Source organism: Streptomyces scabiei 87.22 (assembly GCF_000091305.1).
GTDB lineage: Bacteria > Actinomycetota > Actinomycetes > Streptomycetales > Streptomycetaceae > Streptomyces > Streptomyces scabiei.
The window spans coordinates 252448-272135 of sequence record NC_013929.1 but is presented as its reverse complement, the minus strand read 5'-3'; the positions used below and the strand labels follow the sequence as shown (position 1 = coordinate 272135).

General features: G+C 68.8%; 18 protein-coding genes and 3 pseudogenes. 9 read left to right on the top strand and 12 right to left on the bottom strand.

Annotated elements, in window-relative coordinates; genetic code table 11:
- Window positions 1-232: 232 nt before the first annotated feature.
- Entirely contained in the window at window positions 233-631 is a 399-nt protein-coding gene (locus SCAB_RS01130) for a hypothetical protein (RefSeq protein WP_012998202.1), read from the bottom strand.
- Between the two features lie 292 nt (window positions 632-923).
- Between SCAB_RS01130 and SCAB_RS01125 the strand changes: the two genes are divergently transcribed.
- Entirely contained in the window at window positions 924-1565 is a 642-nt protein-coding gene (locus tag SCAB_RS01125) for a hypothetical protein (protein WP_041668796.1), read from the top strand.
- 29 nt (window positions 1566-1594) lie between these two features.
- Here SCAB_RS01125 and SCAB_RS48195 read toward each other — a convergent pair.
- Window positions 1595-1699 (bottom strand): annotated as a pseudogene (locus tag SCAB_RS48195) (integrase); the annotation flags it as partial.
- Window positions 1700-1886: 187 nt separating this feature from the next.
- Here SCAB_RS48195 and SCAB_RS48190 point away from each other — a divergent pair.
- Together SCAB_RS48190 and SCAB_RS48185 are read left to right on the top strand one after the other, a co-directional pair.
- Window positions 1887-2400, top strand: a pseudogene (locus SCAB_RS48190) (transposase family protein); the annotation flags it as partial.
- A 4-nt stretch (window positions 2401-2404) separates the two neighbouring features.
- Window positions 2405-2796, top strand: a pseudogene (locus SCAB_RS48185) (ATP-binding protein); the annotation flags it as partial.
- On the opposite strand, the gene SCAB_RS01120 reads toward SCAB_RS48185, so the two are convergent.
- Together SCAB_RS01120 and SCAB_RS48955 are read right to left on the bottom strand one after the other, a co-directional pair.
- Entirely contained in the window at window positions 2782-3330 is a 549-nt protein-coding gene (locus SCAB_RS01120) for a GNAT family N-acetyltransferase (RefSeq protein ID WP_231884878.1), read from the bottom strand. The pseudogene SCAB_RS48185 and the gene SCAB_RS01120 overlap by 15 nt on opposite strands.
- 462 nt (window positions 3331-3792) lie before the next feature.
- Window positions 3793-4383: a nucleoside deaminase gene (locus SCAB_RS48955; RefSeq protein WP_041668794.1), complete on the bottom strand. Its 591-nt coding sequence runs from the start codon at window positions 4381-4383 to the stop codon at window positions 3793-3795.
- Between the two features lie 87 nt (window positions 4384-4470).
- Here SCAB_RS48955 and SCAB_RS01110 point away from each other — a divergent pair, with 87 nt between their 5' ends.
- Window positions 4471-5448, top strand: coding sequence for an antibiotic biosynthesis monooxygenase (locus SCAB_RS01110; RefSeq protein WP_012998198.1), 978 nt, complete (start codon window positions 4471-4473; stop codon window positions 5446-5448).
- Between the two features lie 70 nt (window positions 5449-5518).
- Here the strand turns inward: SCAB_RS01110 and SCAB_RS01105 are convergent, their stop codons facing one another.
- Both SCAB_RS01105 and SCAB_RS01100 read right to left on the bottom strand, forming a co-directional pair.
- Window positions 5519-6388, bottom strand: coding sequence for an MBL fold metallo-hydrolase (locus tag SCAB_RS01105; protein WP_012998197.1), 870 nt, complete (start codon window positions 6386-6388; stop codon window positions 5519-5521).
- Window positions 6389-6566: 178 nt separating this feature from the next.
- Window positions 6567-7580 (bottom strand): LacI family DNA-binding transcriptional regulator, encoded by a 1014-nt coding sequence (locus SCAB_RS01100; RefSeq protein WP_012998196.1) that lies wholly within the window; start codon window positions 7578-7580, stop codon window positions 6567-6569.
- Window positions 7581-7897: 317 nt separating this feature from the next.
- On the opposite strand from SCAB_RS01100, the gene SCAB_RS01095 reads away from it, so the two are divergent.
- The 4 genes from SCAB_RS01095 to SCAB_RS01080 all read left to right on the top strand — a co-directional run bounded on the left by SCAB_RS01095 (window position 7898) and on the right by SCAB_RS01080 (window position 12783).
- The gene (locus SCAB_RS01095; RefSeq protein WP_037723613.1) at window positions 7898-9208 is read left to right on the top strand and encodes an ABC transporter substrate-binding protein; all 1311 of its coding nucleotides are present in this window, start codon (window positions 7898-7900) and stop codon (window positions 9206-9208) included.
- Window positions 9209-9302: 94 nt separating this feature from the next.
- Complete coding sequence (locus SCAB_RS01090) at window positions 9303-10274, top strand: carbohydrate ABC transporter permease (protein WP_012998194.1); 972 nt, start codon at window positions 9303-9305, stop codon at window positions 10272-10274.
- 12 nt (window positions 10275-10286) lie between these two features.
- The gene (locus SCAB_RS01085; RefSeq protein WP_012998193.1) at window positions 10287-11204 is read left to right on the top strand and encodes a carbohydrate ABC transporter permease; all 918 of its coding nucleotides are present in this window, start codon (window positions 10287-10289) and stop codon (window positions 11202-11204) included.
- 139 nt (window positions 11205-11343) lie between these two features.
- Window positions 11344-12783, top strand: a complete 1440-nt coding sequence (locus SCAB_RS01080) for a GH1 family beta-glucosidase (protein ID WP_037723617.1) — start codon at window positions 11344-11346, stop codon at window positions 12781-12783.
- Window positions 12784-12946: 163 nt separating this feature from the next.
- Here the strand turns inward: SCAB_RS01080 and SCAB_RS01075 are convergent, their stop codons facing one another.
- The 3 genes from SCAB_RS01075 to SCAB_RS01065 form a co-directional block, all read right to left on the bottom strand.
- Window positions 12947-13405 (bottom strand): hypothetical protein, encoded by a 459-nt coding sequence (locus tag SCAB_RS01075; RefSeq protein WP_037723619.1) that lies wholly within the window; start codon window positions 13403-13405, stop codon window positions 12947-12949.
- 208 nt (window positions 13406-13613) lie between these two features.
- Window positions 13614-14501 (bottom strand): helix-turn-helix domain-containing protein, encoded by an 888-nt coding sequence (locus SCAB_RS01070; RefSeq protein ID WP_012998190.1) that lies wholly within the window; start codon window positions 14499-14501, stop codon window positions 13614-13616.
- Window positions 14494-15321 carry a helix-turn-helix domain-containing protein gene (locus SCAB_RS01065; RefSeq protein WP_012998189.1) on the bottom strand — a complete coding sequence of 276 codons (828 nt, stop codon included), beginning with the start codon at window positions 15319-15321 and terminating at the stop codon, window positions 14494-14496. The genes SCAB_RS01070 and SCAB_RS01065 overlap by 8 nt, the downstream gene beginning before the upstream one ends.
- Before the next feature lie 328 nt (window positions 15322-15649).
- Between SCAB_RS01065 and SCAB_RS01060 the strand changes: the two genes are divergently transcribed.
- A complete protein-coding gene (locus SCAB_RS01060; RefSeq protein ID WP_012998188.1) occupies window positions 15650-16060 on the top strand; it encodes a peptidoglycan-binding domain-containing protein in 411 nt (136 codons plus the stop codon).
- A 347-nt stretch (window positions 16061-16407) separates the two neighbouring features.
- Here the strand turns inward: SCAB_RS01060 and SCAB_RS47935 are convergent, their stop codons facing one another.
- The 3 genes from SCAB_RS47935 to SCAB_RS01045 form a co-directional block, all read right to left on the bottom strand.
- Complete coding sequence (locus SCAB_RS47935; RefSeq protein ID WP_193789214.1) at window positions 16408-16665, bottom strand: hypothetical protein; 258 nt, start codon at window positions 16663-16665, stop codon at window positions 16408-16410.
- Window positions 16666-17240: 575 nt separating this feature from the next.
- The gene (locus SCAB_RS01050; RefSeq protein ID WP_012998186.1) at window positions 17241-18284 is read right to left on the bottom strand and encodes a zinc-dependent alcohol dehydrogenase family protein; all 1044 of its coding nucleotides are present in this window, start codon (window positions 18282-18284) and stop codon (window positions 17241-17243) included.
- 72 nt (window positions 18285-18356) lie between these two features.
- A complete protein-coding gene (locus tag SCAB_RS01045) occupies window positions 18357-19637 on the bottom strand; it encodes an MFS transporter (protein WP_231884877.1) in 1281 nt (426 codons plus the stop codon).
- Window positions 19638-19688 lie beyond the last annotated feature (51 nt).

Sequence of the window (19688 nt, the reverse complement as noted above, 5' to 3'; positions counted from 1 at the left end):
TGCACCGCTGAACCGGGGCGGCGCGGCGGCGGGTGCGGACAGAGGCGGGCATGCTGTGCTGCTGACTCGCGACAGGGGAACAGCTCCACGGGCGCCGGCTGAGTCGTGAGGCTTGGCTGGTCCGGCACAGGAGTCTCGCTGGTTCCTGGCCTGGCGCACTCGCCTTGCCAGGCAAGCCGTGACGGCCCGTCGGACGAACCGGCGAGCCGTAACGGACGATGTGGATCTATGCCTATGCCACGCCCGAGCCGTACCCGGGGTGGGCCGTGTTACTGCCCCAGTACTCGTACACGGTCACCTTGACCGCCGTCTCCTCCAGGAAGAAGTTGCCGATCGCCGACGCGCATTCGCCGTTGTTGGACGGATCGGTCACGACGTAGGCGACAGCGCCGTCACCGTCGTAGCCCTGCACCACGGCCTCGGTACCACGGTTGTCGGTCGTGTTGTCGCAGACCGTGATCTTCTCGTAGCCCGGGTAACCGTTGAGGTCGGCGTCGAAGTACACGGCACCGCTCCGATTGCTCGTGTACACCCAGCCGCTGTTGGACGACGCCTGTGCCTGGGTGGCGAGGCCGATCGTCGACATCGCGACGATTCCGGCGACCATCGAGGCTCTTCGCAAAGTTCGCATGGTTCCCTCCCGTTTCCGCTTCGCCTCCGTCGGAGGCACCGAGGATTCAGCTGATGGAGATCTTTCGTCCGTGCGGTGGTCCCGGCAAGGTGGTCGTAGGAGTTGTGGACTCTGCGGCAACCGGCTGTGAACTCGGTGGCAACAGAGCGGAGTTGAGGCTCATGCGGCAGCGAGGACGAGAGAGGCCAGGTGATGGTGTGTAGTGCTCTGACCGCATATCTTCGCCGGGTTGGGCGGGTGTGGGGCCATTAATGCCAGCTACCGGGCCGAGGCATCCGCCTATGCTCGGCTCGTGCAGCCGCTTTCCGACCGCAGTAATCCGTTGATCACGGCGTTCCCAGCTGAGCTTGCAAGCGATGCCGAGGCAGTCCTGGCAGTGATGCCTGATTCTCGGCTCCAGCCGCATGCCTCGTTCTCGGTCACTGTCGAGGGGCAGCAAGTTTTGATCCCCGGGCGCCTCTACAACGACGAGCCGCCAACTGACGCGGTGGCGTCGCTTTCGTCGCGCCAACAACAGATTCTGCACTGCCTGTACTCAAGGCACTGCGACGGCATGGTCAGGCAGCGCCACCTGGAGAAGGTCGTTGGTTCCACGGACCCATGGATCGTCCCCTTCGTCGTGCAGCTGGTTGGCGAGTACGTCTTGGAGATCCTGGTCGTCATCTGCGATGAGCTCCGTGATCTCGCCACGTCCGGCACCTGCGGCCACCTCGCTTACGGGCAGTTCCTCGTGGACAACCCTGCTTTCTTCGCGCGCACTCAACGGCGGGTCGTGAGCTACTGGAGCTGCTACTACCGGGGCACCTACGCGAGTTTTCCGGGCTACCCGGGGTGCACGATTCTTGACCTCCTACGGTCCGCTGCCTCCGACAAAGCAGGACATCCCTGGCCCAACCTCGCTCCAGCCGGCGCCAGGGTGGACGGCTACTGCTAGGACCCGGCCGGGCAAAGTCACCGGGCTGGTCAAGCGGCATCGGCGAGGGGACGTCCGCCCCAACGGATGCCCTTCTCACTGCGGATGCGAGGGCGCTCGCGGCGCTGGGCTGCCAGCACGTCGGGGTGACGGGCAGCTTCTGCCCCTCCTGGTCGGTCAACCTGCGCACGCGGACAGGCTCAGCCACCACACCCCCAGCACTCGGATCGGACGTCACGCAACATCCAACCGCCCCGACCACCAACCCGGCGAACCAATGTGGTCAGAGCAGTAGCGAGTTGGTGCGTGATAGCGGGTGAGGCGACATGCCTGGCCGGTGGCATAGTCATTTGGGCGGTGCTGGCACATCGGTTGGTGACGGGGATCCCTTGGGGTCATTTCGCCTGCTTGGTCGGATAGTCGGCGGCACCGTGGCAGACCGGTCGAGGGTCGTCGCCATGCTGCGCGAGGCGGGGTCCGCAAGCAGGCTGCGGGGGCCGGCGTCCGCCACCAACTGGTGCTCGTCGACCGGCTGATGGCCACGCTGATTCTCTGCGGAACGACCTGCCGCACGCGGCGCCGGACCAGCTGTTCGGCGTCGACCGCTCCACCGTCACCCGCGCGATCGCAGAAGTACGCATGCTCCTGGTGGAGCGGGGCGCGCGGTCCCCGGCCACCCCGGCCTGCGTCTTCGGAGGCTGCTGGACAGGTTCGCCTACGCCCAGGCCGAGGACATCAAACTGCGCGTGAACGCCACCGAAATCCATTCCGCCGACCGTCGGCCGGACGTGTTGGCCGGCGCGCGTTCGTCTCGGGGGAGAAGAGGCAGAACACGATGAAGGCCACCGTCATCGCGACCGGCGAGGCCGCACGCTATGTATCGCGGATTTCTTGCCGAGCTGCTGAGGGCTGAGTGCGACGATCGGGCCCGTCGCCGTTCCGAACGACGTCTCAAGGCAGCGCAGTTCTCTCGGGAGAATTCGCTGCGGTCCTTCGACTTCAAGACCGACGGGCACGTCGAGCCGCGGTCGTCCACACCCTGACGACGTGCGAGTGGGGCAAGAAGGGCTTGCCGCCCTGCCTGATTCGTGACTCCGGCACGGGCATCGCATCTGCTGACAGCGCTCGCCACCGAGGCAGCCATGGCAGGCTTCCGAGTCCGCTACTCGCCACTGAGCCAGTCGATGAGCTGGTCAAAGCTGCCGCCCGAAGTCAGACCACAGAGGAAAAGGCCGCCTCAAGCCGGATCGACAGTGAGGGTGACCACCCAGCGGTGCGGAGAGATCGGCCTGGTCCGTGTGAAGCCGTGGTTCTCGAAGACAGCCATGGGACCGGTGTGGAGGAAGGATCCCGATAGCGTACGGCCGTGGGTCTCTTCGGGATAGCCCTCGACCGTGCCACCGCCGTTGCGGCTGATCTGAGTCAGCGCTCCTTCGAGGGCTGCATGCGCGACACCGCGCTTGCGCAGACCCTTTCCGGTGAAGAAGCAGGTGATGCGCCAGTCCGGTAGGACCGTGAGGTCCTTCTCGTATCTCCGCTCTCTCTTGATCTCCGGTAGCTCGGCCGGTGAACCGAACTGGCACCAGCCCAGACAGTCGTCGCCTGCGAAGACGAGCGAGGCATGGGTCCGGCTCTCACGGACCCGCTGTTCTTTCTCGGTCCGGTTGTGCTGGGGAGTGCGTCCCTTGCCGACCTTGACGTGAAAACTCATGCACCAGCAGCCGCCCCTCACGCCGTTGTTCGCCTCGATCAGCTGGGCGAAGGCGGCCCAGGTGTCCGTGTCCAACCGGCGGACGGAGAGCGGGGGAGTGGTAGCATCAGCGATCTTTTTGTTGCTCACAGACACCTCCTCGGAGATCTTACGGTGGCCTGCCGGACTCGTATGCTCCAGCCCGCTGTGGCAATTCCCTAAACTGCATGCCTGATGTTTGATGAGACGCGATCCGGACTTGGATAGTCGAGGTTGTGTTCCAGACGAGTAGAAGACGTCATCTGCCTGACGCAGATGACGTCTTCCTCCCCGCAGGCCGGGCGGATTTGCCGTCGGCGGGGTGTCATTCACCGGGTCGATGGATGGGATTTGCGTGTCAGCTCGGCCGGCGTGAACGGCCCACGCCCCTTCGATTGTCCGCTGAATGTGACGCATCATGAATCGCCACAGTTTGATCATGCCGCCGGCCAGGCATATGGCCTCACCCGCTATCGCGCACCAACTCGTGCGCCGGCAGTCGGAGTGCGCGGTGCCCGGTCAGTACGGGTGCCTGTTGCCCTTGTTGGTCCAGGACGCGTAGGCCTTGGCGCCCAACTCCGGGTAGATCTGCTCGACGTGGATCCTTCGCTGGTCAAGAGGCTTCTGGAAGTCCTCGTACTGGAAGGAGTCGTCGAAGCCGATCGTCCTGGTCGCGTCCAGGTCGGAGGCGAAGTACACCGCATCGATGCGCGACCAGTAGATGGCGCTCATGCACATCGGGCATGGGGCCCCGCTGATGTAGATCGAGCAGCCCATGAGCATCCGGGCTCGCTCCGGCACGGGATCTGGTGACCCCTCTGGGCGGGACACGTACGCGAGCGTGCTCTCGTTCTGGTGCTCTTCGGAAATGGAAGGTGCTTCGGGGTTGAGGCGCTGGACTGCCTTGCGAATTGCCTCCACTTCGGCATGAGCAGTCGGGTCACCCGTGAGGAGGACGCGATTCTGTCCGCGGGAGATGATTTCGCCATCACGGATGATCACCGCACCAAAAGGACCGCCCCAGCCCCCGTTCACAGATTCGGTGGCCAGTCGGACCGCTTCCGTCATAAAGTCCTTGTGTCGCGTGTCAGGGAGAACGCTCGTGCCCATGCCGGAACCTCCGATCGGGAATCCCGTCGAGGCGCGCCCTGATTCGTCAAGTGGCCCTTGGATTCCCTGTGAACTAGGCTACGCCGTATGAGTGAAGGTGCAAGCGGCAGCGCGACCGTTGTGACCTCCCAGAAAGTCCGGGAAGGCCTTGACGACGAATACCGCCGCTGGCAGGAGAAAATGAACCAGGTCGTGCGGCACTTCGACGGATTCGCGGGCACGGAGACCTATCCCCCCGGTCCCCCGGGCTCCGGTGAGGAGCGCCAGTGGGTGGTGGTGTTCCGCTTCAGCGACATGGACCAACTCACCGCGTGGTTGGACTCGACAACCCGCGAAGAGCTCCTCACCGAGGGCCGTCCGCTACTGGAGGGCTCCCCGAGACAGGAGGTCCTGGCCGGCAGTGAGCCCGCGGTTCCCGACCGTGAGGAAGGGGTTACGGCGGTCATCTCGCACGATGTGCGACAAGGCAAGGAGGAGGATTTCGAGCACTGGCAGACTAAGGTACTGAAGGCGCAGGAAAAGTTTCCGGGATTCATGGGGAATGAATTGTTCAGACCGGTGAAGGGAATCCAAGATCATTGGGTCGTTGTTTTTAGATACGATACCCGTGAGCATCTCGATGCTTGGCTGGATTCTGATGTCCGGGAACGGCTGCTGCGCGAGGGCCGTGAGTATTTCTCCGCCTACGACGTACGCAAGGTCGGATCTGCTTTCAGCGGCTGGTTCCGTTTCGGTGAGGGCGCGGGCACGGAAGAGATCCCGCCCAACTGGAAACAGGCCATGACTGTCGTGCTGGCGCTGTACCCCACGGTCATGGTGTTGAATCTGACGGTGGGTCATGGGTTCGATGTCGTTGGCGTACCCGGATATCTCGCGCTGTTCTTCGGAAACGTACTGAGCGTCAGTATTCTCACCTGGCTGCTCATGCCTTTGGTGAACCGGGCCCTGGCCTTCTGGCTCCAGCCCGGCCGCACCCGCACCGTGGGCGTCCACGTAGCAGGCGCCGCTGTCGTCGTCCTTTGTTGGGCGCTGTGCATCCTCCTCTTCGGGCTGACCACCCACTGAGGACATTCGTGCGGCGTGCGTGTCGGCGTTGTATGTCCTAGCGGTCCGACCCGGCGCCGAACGGCCGCGATCACACCAAGATGAACGGCTCCGTCAGATGCGGCGTCGCCAGGTGCAGCGTGGTGGCGGTTTCGCGGCTGAGCATGCGTTTCCTTGAGTGCCTCGCCGCCTCAGGGTCGTTCTCGTGCGCATAGGCGAGCTCGACGTTGAGCAGCTGAAGCGCGTGCACCAAGAGGTCCCCGGTGATGAGCGCCAGCTCGCGCCCATCGGCGACCAGCACGCTCTGGTGCCCGGGCGTGTGACCGGGCGTGGCGACCGCGCGCCCGGCGCGCAGCGGCGTGTCCCCGTCGAGGAGCCGGAGCCGACCGGCGGCCGCGAGCGGGTCGGTGAGCGCCTCGCGAAGTTGCGGGTTGAGCGCGTCGAGGGCGTCGAACTCGGTCCGCTGGAGCAGGTACTCGGCGTTCGGGAAATAGGGGCGGCGGCCACCGGGCGCACTGCCGGTCGAAGCGGTGCCGTCCATAACGCCGTCCGCTGATGGAGCGGCCGCCTCGGTGACGACCGCCCACCCGACGTGGTCGGTGTGCAGATGCGTCAGCACCACGGTGTCGACCTCCGCCGGGTCGATGCCCGCGGCGGCGAGCGATGCGGGGAGCGTACCGGGCACGGGCGCCCACGAGCCGGCCGGGCTGTCCGCCGGACCGATCCCGGCGTCCACGAGGGTGATCCCCTTGTCGCCGCGGATCGCGTACGCGCGGAACTGGAGCCACCAGCGGCCCTCCGCGTCAACCGCGCCCGGGTCGTATCGGTCGGCCTCGGCCCACTGAGCGGCCGTGGCCTCGGGGAAAGCCTCGGCACGCGGGGAGAAGAACGGGCCCTCGCCGTCGGTGAGCGCGATGATCTCGGTCGAGCCGATCCGGAGCCGGGGAACGCTGAGGGGCATGGCCGCGATACTGCCATGCCTGTCTCCACACCCAACTGCCTTCTCAGAGATAGGAAGTGTCACGATCTGACCCCTCATCGGGCCGGAGCGAGGGGCTCCCGCCGGGGCCGACGGTGACCGAAGGCGCGCCAGGCCCGTGGGCCGCCCCGCGGGGCGTGCCGCGCTGAACGCGGGTCCGTCACGTGGACTCGCGCACCACCAGCTCGGTCGGCAGCGTGACCTGTCGCCGTGGCGCGCCGTGCTGGGTGATGTCGGTGAGGATGCGGGCCATCGTGCGACCGAGTTCCTCGACGGGCTGGCGCACCGTGGTCAGTGGCGGGCTGGTGTGGCGGGCGAGGACGGAGTCCTCGAAGCCTGCGACGGCGACATCGCGCGGCACCTGCCGCTTCTGCCGCTTCAGTTCGGTGAGGGCGCCGACGGCCATGAGGTCCGAGGCGGCGAAGACCGCGTCGAGGTCAGGGGCGCGTTCAAGAAGCGAACGCATCGCGCGAACGCCGCTCTCCTCCGTGAAGTCTCCTTCCTCGACGAGCAGCTCGCTCGCGGAAAGGTTCGCCTCGTGGTGTGCGGTGTGCCAGCCGGCGAGCCGGTTGCGGCTGACGTCCATGTCCAAGGGGCCGGTGATGGTGGCCACGCGCCGCCGGCCGCGTTCGAGCAGGTGCCGGACCGCCGCGGCGGCGCCTCCGGCGTTGTCGGCGTTCACGTAACTCAGCTGTTCGCCGGCGTCGCGGCGGCCCGCGAGCACGGTGGGCAGGCCCATCTCCTCGAGCATGCCGGGCAGTCGGTCCGTGGAGTGCACGGAGACCAGGAGCACGCCGTCCACACGGCGGGTCGCCACCGATTCGGTCAGCTGATCGCGTTCGGCCTGGTCGCGGACGAGCATCAGCTGCAACTGGGTGCGGCTGTCGGCGAGGGCGCCGCTGACACCGCGGATGAGCGCGGCGAAGAAGGGTTCCGATCCCAGCCGGCTCTCGGATTCCGGGATCACCAGGGCCACGGCGTCGGTGCGGTTGGTGACCAGGCCCCGGGCGACCGAGTTGGGCACGTATTTGAGTTCCTTGATCGCTGCGAGGACCCGGGCGCGGGCGTCGGCGCTGACGAGGTCGGAGCCGTTCACCACACGGGAGACGGTGGTGCGGCCCACACCGGCGCGGGCGGCGACCGTTTTGATCGTTGGGCGGCGGTTGCCGGACATGCGCTTCCCCCTCGGCGTCGCGCGGCGGTGCCTGCCGCGGAGGTGACCTGCGGCAATTCTTGCAGACCTGGCCCTCGGCACGGCACCCCGGGGCGCCGCGGTGCCGACCGCACAAGCCGCGGCCCCGGGACGAGTTGCGTTCAAGTCATTGACAGACCCGCACTGCTCCGACGAGTCTTCGATGCGCGGTGGGAACGTGCCCACTCCAAATTGGGCACGTTCCCACCATGATTTGTCAGAGCCGCTGTCCGGCATCGCTGTAGCCATCGCAGAACTCGTCACTCCGATGTGCCGGCGCCGCCGCTGGGAGGAGATCCATGGGCACGTTCGGTTGGTCGCACAGAAAGGCGATGGCGACGGTCGCGGCCGTCGGTGCGCTGACGCTTGTCGTCGGTTGCAGCGGCAGCGACGACTCGGTCACCGGTGGGGGCAAGAAGGACGGCAAGGTCACCATCACCATGGGCCTGTTCGGGGTGATGGGCATCAAGGAGACGGGCCTTCTCGAGCAGTACGAGAAGGAGAACCCCGGGGTCGACATCAAGGCCGAGATCGCCGGTGACGAGCAGACCTACTACACCGCGTTGCAGACCAGGCTCGCCGCCGGCAAGGGCCTGAAGGACATCCAGGGCATCGAGATCGGGCGTGCCAAGGAGATCACCGAGACCCAGGCCTCCAAGTTCGCCGACTTCGCCGGGACGTCGGGCACCGACCACTTCCTGCCGTGGAAGGAGTCCCAGATCAGCACCGCGGACGGCAAGGTGCTGGGCCTGGGCACCGACATCGGCCCGATGGCCGTCTGCTACCGCAAGGACTACTTCGAGAAGGCGGGCCTGCCCACCGACCGCGACGAGGTCGCGGCGCTCTGGGCGGGCGACTGGAAGAAGTACGTCGAGGTCGGCCGCACCTTCAAGAAGGATTTCAAGGGTGACAAGGTCGCCTACATGGACGCGGCCAGCGGCCTGTTCAACGCGATGGTCTACGGCTACCCCGAGCAGTACTACGACGAGAAGGGCGAGTTGATCTACGACTCCAACCCCGCCGTCAAGGAGGCGTGGAACCTTGCCGCAGACGCCGCGGAGGGCGGTCTGACGGCCAAGCTGCGCCAGTTCCAGCCCGGTTGGGACCCCGGTCTCGCCAACGGCACTTTCGCCACGGCCGTGTGCCCCGCCTGGATGCTCAGCCACATCAGCGAGAAGGCCGGTGCAGCGAACAAGGGCAAGTGGGACGTGGCCAAGGCACCCAAGGGCGCCAACTGGGGCGGGTCCTTCCTCGGCGTGATCGAGCAGAGCCCGGTGAAGAAGGAGGCCCAGAAGCTCGTCGCCTGGCTGACCGCGCCGGAGCAGCAGGCCCACATCTTCAAGGAGATCGGCAACATCCCCTCCTCACGCGAGGCACTGGAGAGCGCCGACGTGAAGAACGCCAAGTCGGCGTACTTCAGTGACGCGCCGATCGGCCAGATCTTCGGCGCCGCCGCCCAGGAGATACCGGACAAGCAGGTCCTCGGCCGTAAGGACGGCACGATCAAGGACACCTTCTCCCAGGGCCTCACCCTGATCGAGCAGCAGGGCACCGCACGGGACAAGGCATGGAAGACCACCGGCGAGCGCATCGAGAAGGCGGTCGGCTGACCCCCGTCCGTCCGGCCGCGGCCGTCCGGGCCCGCCTTTCGGCGGCGGGCCCGGACGGCAGGCTCACCCATCCGCTCTCAGGAAGGATCTTCCGGTGGCCACCTCCACCACCACGGCCCCCGCCGGGCACTCCCCGGACAAGGGCCCGGCCCGGCGGCGCGGCGCGCTCCTGCACCGCCTCGATCTCAAGGGCGCCCCGTACGCGTTCGTCGCGCCGTTCTTCGTGGTCTTCGCCGCGTTCAGCTTCTACCCCCTGATCTACACGTCGTGGATCTCGCTGCACGACGTGGAACTCGCCACCCTCGACGTCATGCAGTGGGTGGCCTTCGACAACTACGTGGAGCTGTGGGGCGATTCCCGGTTCTGGAACGCGCTCCAGAACACGATCACCATCGGTGTCCTCTCCACGGTGCCGCAACTGCTGATGGCCCTGGGGCTGGCGCACCTGCTCAACTACCGTATGCGCGCCTCGCTGTTCTTCCGCGTCGCCTCCCTGGTCCCCTACGCCACCTCGGTCGCCGCCGCCGCCCTCGTCTTCACGATGCTCTTCGAGCGTGACTTCGGCATGATCAACTGGGCGCTCGGCACGGTGGGGATCGACCCCCTGGACTGGGAGGGCGGCAAGTGGCCCGCCCAGATCGCGATCTCCACCATCGTCATCTGGCGCTGGACCGGCTACAACGCGCTGCTGTACCTGGCCGCCATGCAGGCCATCCCCGCCGACCGGTACGAGGCGGCCTCCCTGGACGGCGCCTCCCGCTGGAAGCAGTTCACCCACGTCACGGTGCCCGGGATCCGCTCCACCATCGTCTTCACCATCGTGCTCTCCACGATCGGCGCCACCCAGCTGTTCGGCGAACCGCTGATCTTCGGACAGGGTCCGAACGGCATCACCGGCGGCGCGGACAACCAGTACCAGACCCTGGGCCTGCTGCTGTACGAGGAGGGCTGGAAGAACTACCAGATGGGCCGCTCGGCCACCGTCGCCTGGGCGATGTTCCTGCTGCTCGTCCTCGTCTTCCTCGTGCAGCGCCTCGTCAAGCGCCTGCGCTCCGGCACGTCCTGACCTGGAGTCACCATGACCACTCAGAGTCTCCCGGCCCGGACCACCAGCGCGGTCCGCACCTCCCGGAAGCCGGCCGGCCGCGGTGGCCGGCTGCTGCGCCAGCGAGCGGGCCGCCAGCACCACGCCGGCCCGCTCGCCTATGTGCTGCTCGCCGTGATGGCGCTGCTGTCGATCTTCCCGCTGTACTGGACGATGGTGGCGGCCTCCACCGACAACACCCGGGTCAGCCAGACGCCGCCGCCCTTCCTGCCCGGGCCGAACCTGTTCAGCAACCTCGCCCGGGCCTGGGACGAGGCGGCGATGGGCAAGGCCATGGTCAACAGCCTCATCGTGGCCGGGGTGATCGCCCTGTCCACGGTCATGTTCGCCACGCTCGCCGGGTTCGCCTTCGCCAAGCTGCGGTTCAAGGGCCGCAACGGGCTGCTCATGCTGGTGATCGGCACGATGCTGGTGCCGCCGCAGCTCGGTGTCGTACCGCTGTTCATGATGATGGCCGAGCTGGGCTGGTCCCAGCAGCTGCCCGCCGTCATCTTCCCGACGCTGGTGAGCGCGGTGGGGGTGTTCTTCATGCGGCAGTACCTGTCGGAGGCGCTGCCGGACGAACTCGTCGAGGCCGGACGCGTGGACGGGGCGCACTCGCTGCGGATCTTCTGGAGCATCGTGCTGCCCGTCGCCCGGCCCGCGATGGCCGTCCTGTTCATGATCACGTTCGTGCACGCCTGGAACGACTTCTTCTGGCCCTTCGTGGTCCTCGACATGACCAACCCGACCGTCCCCGTCGCCCTCACCCAGCTCAGCGCGGGCTACGTCCGTGACCAGTCACTGATCATGGCCGGCGCGCTGCTGGGCACCCTGCCGCTGCTGGCGATGTTCATCGTCTTCGGCCGGCAGATCGTCAGCGGCATCATGGCGGGCGCCGTCAAGGGCTGACCCGCCCCCACCGCCCCCGCACAGCCGAGCCCCGCCCCCTCGCCCGGCCCGGCGCGCCCCGTAACCCGTCGCGCCTATCGTGCGCCGGGTGCCACCCACCGCACCCGCGCACACCACCATCCCCCTCGAAAGGACTTACGTGGTCACCGCAGCACAGCAGAGCCGGTCCGCCCCGGACGCCGCACGCACCTTCCCCCGGGGTTTCCTCTGGGGCTCCGCGACCGCCTCGTACCAGATCGAGGGGGCCGCTGCGGAGGACGGCCGTACGCCGTCCATCTGGGACACCTACGCCCGCACCCCCGGCCGGGTCCGTAACGGCGACACCGGTGACATCGCCACCGACCACTACCACCGCTGGAACGAGGACGTCGCCCTGATGGCCGAACTCGGTCTGGGCGCCTACCGTTTCTCCCTCGCCTGGCCCCGGATCCAGCCCACCGGCCGGGGCCCGGCCGTGCAGAAGGGTCTGGACTTCTACCGGCGGCTGGCCGACGCGCTGCTGGAGAAGAACATCCAGCCCGTCGCGACCCTCTACCACTGGGACCTGCCCCAGGAACTGGAGGACGCGGGCGGCTGGCCCGAACGGGCCACGGCGGAGCGGTTCGCCGAGTACGCGGCCCTCGCGGCGGACGCCCTCGGCGACCGGGTGAAGACCTGGACCACGCTCAACGAGCCCTGGTGCAGTTCCTTCCTGGGCTACGGCTCGGGCGTGCACGCCCCCGGCCGCACCGACCCGGTCGCCGCCCTGCGCGCCGCCCACCACCTCAACCTGGGCCACGGCCTGGCCGTCCAGGCACTGCGCGACCGCCTGCGCGCCGACGCCCAGGTCTCGGTCACGCTCAACATCCACCATGTGCGCCCGCTCACCGACTCGGACGGTGACGCCGACGCGGTCCGCCGGATCGACGCCCTCGCCAACCGGGTCTTCACCGGGCCGATGCTGAACGGCGCCTACCCGGAGGACCTGCTCAAGGACACCGCAGAGCTGACCGACTGGTCCTTCGTCCAGGACGGCGACCTGCGCACCATCCACCAGCCGCTGGACTTCCTGGGCGTCAACTACTACAGCCCCACCCTGGTCTCCGAGGCCGACGGCAGCGGTACCCACACCTCCGACGGACACGGCAACAGCGCCGACAGCCCCTGGCCGGCCGCCGACCGGGTCGCCTTTCATCAGCCGCCCGGCGAGACCACCGCGATGGGCTGGGCCGTCGACCCCAGCGGGCTGTACGACCTCCTGCGCCGCCTCTCCGTCGACTTCCCCGGGCTGCCGCTGGTCATCACCGAGAACGGTGCCGCCTTCGACGACTACGCCGACCCGGCCGGCCAGGTCAACGACCCCGCCCGCATCGCCTACGTGCGCGGGCACCTGGCCGCCGTCCACCAGGCGATCCTGGACGGTTCGGACGTGCGCGGCTACTTCCTGTGGTCCCTGCTGGACAACTTCGAGTGGGGCCACGGCTACAGCAAGCGCTTCGGAGCCGTGTACGTCGACTACCCGACCGGCACCCGCATCCCCAAGGCCAGCGCCCGCTGGTACGCCGAGGTCGCCCGTACCGGCGTGCTGCCCGGCGCCTGACCGGGCCGGTGCGGCACACACAACATCCCCGCGTGGTGTGCCGCACCAGGGGGGTCAGGTGCGTGTGAACGACGGCAGGGATGCTCCGTGCAGCGCGTCACTGCTTGCACCGGAGCGTTCGCTGAGCACCTCGACGAAACCAGGTACGGGGAAGACGACGGCCTTACGTGATGTCGCCGGAGTCGTCGTCGTTGTCGGCGTACCACCAGCCGGCGCACTGCTGGTTGCCGTTGCGCCGCAGGCAGGCCCGCACACCGTGGTGTGCCCCGTCGATCCGTTCGGTCTGGACGAAGCCGTCGCGGGAGGCTGTCGTCTCGCAGTAGTCGTAGGAGCCCGCCTGAGAGTTGTTCCACCAGTAGTGCTCGGCACTTCCCGTGGCGACTCTGTGGGTCCGGTGGATGGAGATGACGTCCCCGGCTCGTGCGCCGACCGTCTGGAAGAACGCCGCTCCGTTCCTCCGCTCGCTGTACAGCTTGATGGTCGCGCCGTGAAGGGTCACGGGATAGTGGGTTTTGACCTCGGCTGTCACGAGGATGTTGTTGTTGCGGTGGCAGGCGTTCGCGGCGTGGGCGGCCGTCGGCGTCAGCAGCGGCACGGTTGCGGCCATGACGAGCGCGCCCACGGCAGCGGCGTAGGTTCTGGATCTCGTACGGTGGATCAAGGTTTCCCCTTACTTGCTTCGCCCCGGAGGGCGTTGGTCACGACTGAGACGCACGAAGGCGGCGCATGGTTGTGGTCCTTTCCCGCCCCGTCCCGCCTTCCACGGCGGAGCCAGGTCGGCAACGAGGGTTGTGGCAAGTCGCAGACCCGCGGGACTCGGCCCGACCCGCTCAACGCCCCCAGGCAGTACAGCCGGACCGTCCACCGGCCAACTCGAAACACGCCCGCGCGTCGGACGGCCGCTCGATGCCGATCATCAGGGTGTAGATGGCGCGGTTCGGTACGGCGACCTGCCCCGACTGGTGCTGCCCGTCGGTGGTCTCGACCCATACCCGGTCCCCGCGCCGCGGTTCGGTGATCCGGCCCCATGACGCCCGGCACATCAGGCTGACCCGCAGCTCCACGACCCGGCCGGCGATCTCCCGCCGCGCACGCGAGCCCGCGTCCGTCCAGCAGTCCGTGTCCCTCTGTTCGGAGTTGCGGCCCGTGCAGCTCTCACCTCGGCACGGGCCTGTGCTCAGCCGAGGCGCCGCCTCCTCACGCCCGTCGCCGTACGTCCAGGCCCAGGTGGCCCAGCTCCCCGCGCCCAGCGCGGCGGCCAGAGCGGCTCCCGCCATCGCGGCCACCACGGCCCTGCGGTTGGGGTTCTGTGCCCTCGGGGCGAGCGGCGGCGTGCCGGCCCGGACGTCCGCCCTCGCCGGAGAGTCCACCGTGCCTTCGCGTCTGGTTTTCTGTCCCGCGGCCTCCCCTGCTGCCGCGGTGTCGCGCGCGTCCCGTCCGCTCCAGGCACGGTCGGCGAGCCGCCACAGTGCCAGCAGCCTCGCCGGGTCCGTACCGCTCAGCTTCGCGAGCGTCTCCACCGCGTCGCGGGGCGGCAGCGTCCTGCCGTTGAGATAGCGCTCCCACGACGACTTGCTGTACGAAGTCCTGGCAGCCAGCGCGGCGAAGCTCAGACCGGTGCCGTGCTTGGCCTCCCGCAGCCGCTCCAGCAGGTGGCGGACCTCGGGCGCGGCCGGCCCCGAAGTGCGGCTCGGCTCGGGCCGAGTACCCTCAGCCACTCGGCTTCCTGAGTTCGCGCCAGGTCATCGGACCGACGATGCCGTCGTCCTCGAGCCCACGGGATCGCTGGAACCTCTGGACCGCGGCCTTGGTGTTGGGCCCGAACGAGGCGTCGATCCCCTTCGGGTCGAAGCCGTGCTTCTTGACCAGGCACTGCACCTCCGCGACCGCTTCGACGGTGGTTCCGACGCCGTACTCGTCGGCCAGGGTCGTGCTGTGCCCGGCGTACAGAAGGCCGTCGCGCACCGTGAAGTAGCAGGGGAACGTCCGTGCGGAGTACGTGGACGTCGGGACGCTCGTGCTCCTGCCCTGCTCGCCCGGCTCCGCCGTCGACTCCCAGGGGCGTGCGGCCACCAGGGCCGCCACGGCACATGCCACCACGACGGCGGTCGCCGAGGCCATGGCCAGCGGCCCCCTGGGCAGGGGCCGACGGGAGCCTTTCCGCTCGCTCGGGGACGCCCTCTCATACGGCCGCTCTGGTTCCGAGGACCGCTCCTCCTCGCGCACCGCCTCCGGCCCCGGCTGCTCCTGTGCACCCGGCGGCGCGGCGTCCGGTACGACAGCGGACGTGGCCACCTCCCACAGCGCCGTCAGGTTGATCCGATCACCGCCGCACGCGTCCGCCATGGCCTCGACGGCGGTGCGGGGCGGCACCGCCTTCCCGTTGAGGAAACGCTCCCACGACGACTTGCTGTACGAGGTCCTGCTCGCCAGTGCGGCCAGACTCAGACCGCTGTGGTCCTTCAACTGTCGCAGCTGCACCACAAGTTGCCGGATCCGCGGATCCAACGACTCGGGCAGCGCCTTCCAACGCCGCATGCCCCACCTCCTTCGCGTATTCCTTCGTGCGCGGCCTCAGCGTGGCCAAGCGTACGGAGATACGAACGTTGCGAGCACACGTTCCCCACCTCTCTCGTCCCTCGCGCCTTCACACCACCCCCACGTCCCGCCACAGCATCGTTCCGCATGACGTCCCAGCAGGTCAGAGCGAGATGCGTCCCGTGCTGTCCCAACCCGGCGGATTCTGTGGCCGGTAAGGAGCCCGACCCTCCACCATGGCTCTCGTTCGAGCGGCCGGCAGGGTTCACCCGGGCCGTCCGGTCGAGCACGACCGATATCCAGACCACACCTTCTCCGGGGGTCCCCCATGGCACTCAGCGCAGCCCGCAAACGCACCGCGATCATGCTCGCCTCCCTCACCCTGATGGGTGGCACGGCCACCGGGGGCGTCGCCGTCGCAGCCGGCACCGCCGCGGCCACGGTCTTCCCGTGCGACGTCAACATGAGCTCCACCGGCCGGCTCTCCGCCGGTTACTACAACGGCAACACCGTCATCCCCTCCACCTCGCAGGTGACCGCCGCCGGCAAGGAAGCGCAGTGCATCCTGAAGTACCACGGCTACAACCCGGGGACGGTCGACGGCATCTTCGGGCGCAACTCCAAGGCAGCGGCGAAGAAGTTCCAGGAGATCTACAACGACGCCTGCAACGGCAACCTGGACGAGGACGGTGTGATCGGCGAGGAGAGCTGGCCCCGCCTGCGCCGTCTCTCCTGCTGACCGTGGCGTAGACGGCCCACCTGTGGACCGCCTCGGGCAGGGGTCTCGTGCGGCGTGTCCGAGCCGGAGCGAATCGGCGACGGGAGGCGGCGCGGGGTGGAGGAGGCGCTCGTAGGGATCGAGGTCGTCGAGCGGAGGCGGGGGCATGCACGTCCTCCGCGAGACGCACGGTCGGCTCAAACCCGGCCGTGAAAGCCGTAGTTGTCCAGCACGGCCTTGGAGACCTTGATCCCTCCGGCGCGGCAGCCGACGCTGAGCTTCAGCTTCGGCCTGCCGCGCCGCCGGTGCCGGCCCCGTTTCTTCCGGCCGAGGCGCTGACACTCACACCGCTGCCCTCGTGAGTGCCGCTACCCACCCGCAGGAAGCAGCTCCGCCGTGGAGCCGGCCCGCAAGCCTTTCCCGGCCCCAACCCCCGTGCCGGTTGCCAACTGGGCGTCCCGGCCCATCACACCGCTGGATGCGGCGGGCTGCCAGAACGAGTTCGCATGGCCGTAGTACGTCACCAGTACGGCGATCACGTTGCGGCCCGGGCGCAACAGCCCGGCGATGTCGTACTCGTCGTAGCGCAGCCGCCGCGGCTGGCAGCGGATCAGTCCCCGTCCCACCTCAACACCGTTGACCCACAGGAGGTACCGCGAGTCCGCTGACACTCGCAGGGGCGCCCTGTCCGGGACGCCCGAGGCGGTCTCCAGGTCGAAAGTCCGACGGAACTGCGCCCTCGAGAACCCAGCCGGCAGGAGGTCGCCCCCCACACTGGTCGGGTCAACCGCGAACTCGGGCAGCTCCGCCGCAATCCAGTGGCCGTGCCAGCGCCCGCGAGGGAAATCGCCAGTGCTCATCAGTTACTTCTCCTTGCTTCAACCACTGGATTGATCAAGACGCTGTACGTGACGACCGGCCCCGGGGCGGTCAGAGAAGAGGTGCGCTGATCCGCCTGGCGGCCGGGGAGTGGGCGGGGCTGCGCCTGACCGCGTCTTGTGGATTCGAGTGAGGTGGGCGCTGCGGGGGCGCCGGTGGCACCCGCATGTCCGGGAAGCAGCCGTGGTCACGCCCGGCGACGGGCGGGCAGGACAGCGGCGATGGTGATGCCGTACCTGTTCTTGTCCGTCGCACGGGGGCGGGTGCCGCCTTCGTCCTCGTCGAAGACGTCGTGCTGCTGCCGTGCCGGTACGGGGTCGGGTCAGGGGTTGATGAGGACCTTGAGGCTCTTGCGGTCGGCCATGTCCTGGTAGCCGGCCGGGACGCCGTCGAGGCCAGTGGTGACGTCGAAGACCTTGCCGGGCTCGATGGCCCCGCTGAGGATGTCGGGCAGCAGTTCCTCGATGTAGGCGCGCACCGGCGCGGGACCGCCGGCCAGCCGGATGTTGTGGCGGAAGAGGCTGCCGAAGCCGATCGGGGCCTCCTCGTACTGCGGGACGCCGACCCGGCTGATCACGCCGCCCGGGCGGACGATGCCGACGGCCTGTTCGTAGGCGGGCATGTTGCCGACGCACTCCAGGACCACGTGCGTGCCCTCTCCGCCGGTGAGCTCCCGCGCCCGGGCGATGCCTTCCTCGCCCCGTGCGGAGACGACGTCGGTGGCGCCGAACTCCCGCCCGAGGTCGGTACGCGCCTGATGACGGCCCATGAGGATGATCTGCTCGGCGCCCAGCCGCTTGGCCGACAGCACGCCCAGCAGGCCGACCGCGCCGTCACCGATCACGGTGACCCGCGTCCGCTCGCTGACCCCGCCCGCGACGGCGGCGTGGTAGCCGGTGCCGAACACGTCCGAGAGCGTCAGCAGGGACGGGATCAGGGCGGAGTCGGCGGCGACGGGGAGCTTGACGAGGGTGCCGTCGGCGAGCGGGACACGGACCGCCTCGGCCTGACCGCCCTCCTCCGCCTCGCCGTCCCAGAAGTTGGCCTGGGCGTGGGCGCAAGAGGTGTGCAGGCCCTCGCGGCAGAACGCGCAGGTGTTGTCGGAGATCGCGAAGGGGGCGACGACCAGGTCGCCGCGCTTGACGGTGGTGACCTCGGTGCCGGTGTCCTCGACGATGCCGATGAACTCGTGCCCCATCCGCGCGGGACCGTCCTCGGGCTTCGCCGAGGCGTAGGGCCACAGATCGCTGCCGCAGACACAGGAGGCGGTGATGCGGACCAGGGCGTCGGTGGGCAGCTTGATGACGGAGTCGGGGACGTCCTCGACGCGGACGTCGCCGGCGCCGTACAGGAGGGTTGCGCGCATGATGTGTTCTCCAGGTGCTGTTTCGGGGCGGTGCTGTTTCGGGGAACTGCTGGTCAGAGCGGGCGTGACGGTTCAAGCCTGGTCGGCAGGGACGGGGGCCGCATACCGGACGCTCGTGCCGGGTGAACCGGCACGCTGGTGCTGTCGCAGGGCGAGGGCGATGGTGGGGATCAGGGTCAGGGCGGCGATGGCGGCGCCGACCACGGTGGGGCCGGTGGTGCCGGCGCGTTCCAGGGCCAGGCCGGCGAACCAGGAGCCGATGGCGGTGCCGAGGTTGAACGCCGAGACGGTCAGGGCCGAGGCCAGGGTGGGTGCCTGGCCGGCGTAACGGACAGCCAGGGCCATCAGGACCGGGTTGGCGCCGAGGCCGAAGAAGCCCAGCAGGGTGACCAGGACGATGGTGGCGGGGGCGGAGCCGGCCGACAGAACGATCGCCAGGAGGAGGAGCGTGGCGCCCGCGGCGGCGGCGACGGTGACCAGGTGCGGGCGGCGGTCGCCCAGCCTGCCCCCGACCAGCGAACCGGCGAGGGCGCCGAGGCCGAAGCCGACGAGGACCAGCGGCACCAGCCCGGCGGCGAGCCCGGCCCGGTCGGTCAGCAACGGTGCGATGTAGGAGTACGCGGCCAGGACACCGCCGGTCGTGGTGGCGCAGGCGGCCAGCACGAGCCACAGGCGGCCGGAGCGCAGCGCGGTCAGCTCGGAGCGGATCGATCCCACCCGCTGGGCCGGACCGTCCTGCGGGACGGTGCGGGCGATCAGAGGGACGGCCGCGGCCGCGAGGGCTGCGAGAGCCCAGAACGGTCCGCGCCAGCCCATGAGCTGTCCGGCGAACGCGCCCAGCGGCACGCCCACGACGTTGGCGAGCATGGCCCCTGCCCCGACCAGGCCCAGGGCGCGGGCGCCGGCGGCAGGGCCGGCGGCACGGGTGGCGGCCACGTTGGCCACGGCCCAGAACGCCCCCGTGGCGATCGCCGTCAGGAACCGTGCCGCCAGCAGCATCGTGAGGCCGGAGCCGACGGCGACGATCACATGCCCGAGGGCGAAGACGGCCAGGGCGAGCATCAGCGTCAGTCGGGTGGGCAACCGCAGCGTGAGCATCGCCGTCAGCGGCGCGCCGACGATCATCCCGACGGCGAAGACGGTGATCATCAGGCCGGTCCGGGCGACGCTGACCTGCAGGTCGCCCGCGATCTCGGGCAGCAGGCCGGCCACGACGAACTCCGTGGTGCCCATCAGGAACGTGCCCAGTGCGAGCACGTGGACGACCAGCGGAAGCCAGGTGGACGGGGGCTGACCGTTTTCGGCCCGTACCGCCTCGGCCGGAGCGTGGAGGGTTGCTCCTCGCGTACTCAAGGTTCATCTCCGTGGGGTTGCGATCGGGGTACGTCACCCAGAGAACAAGCC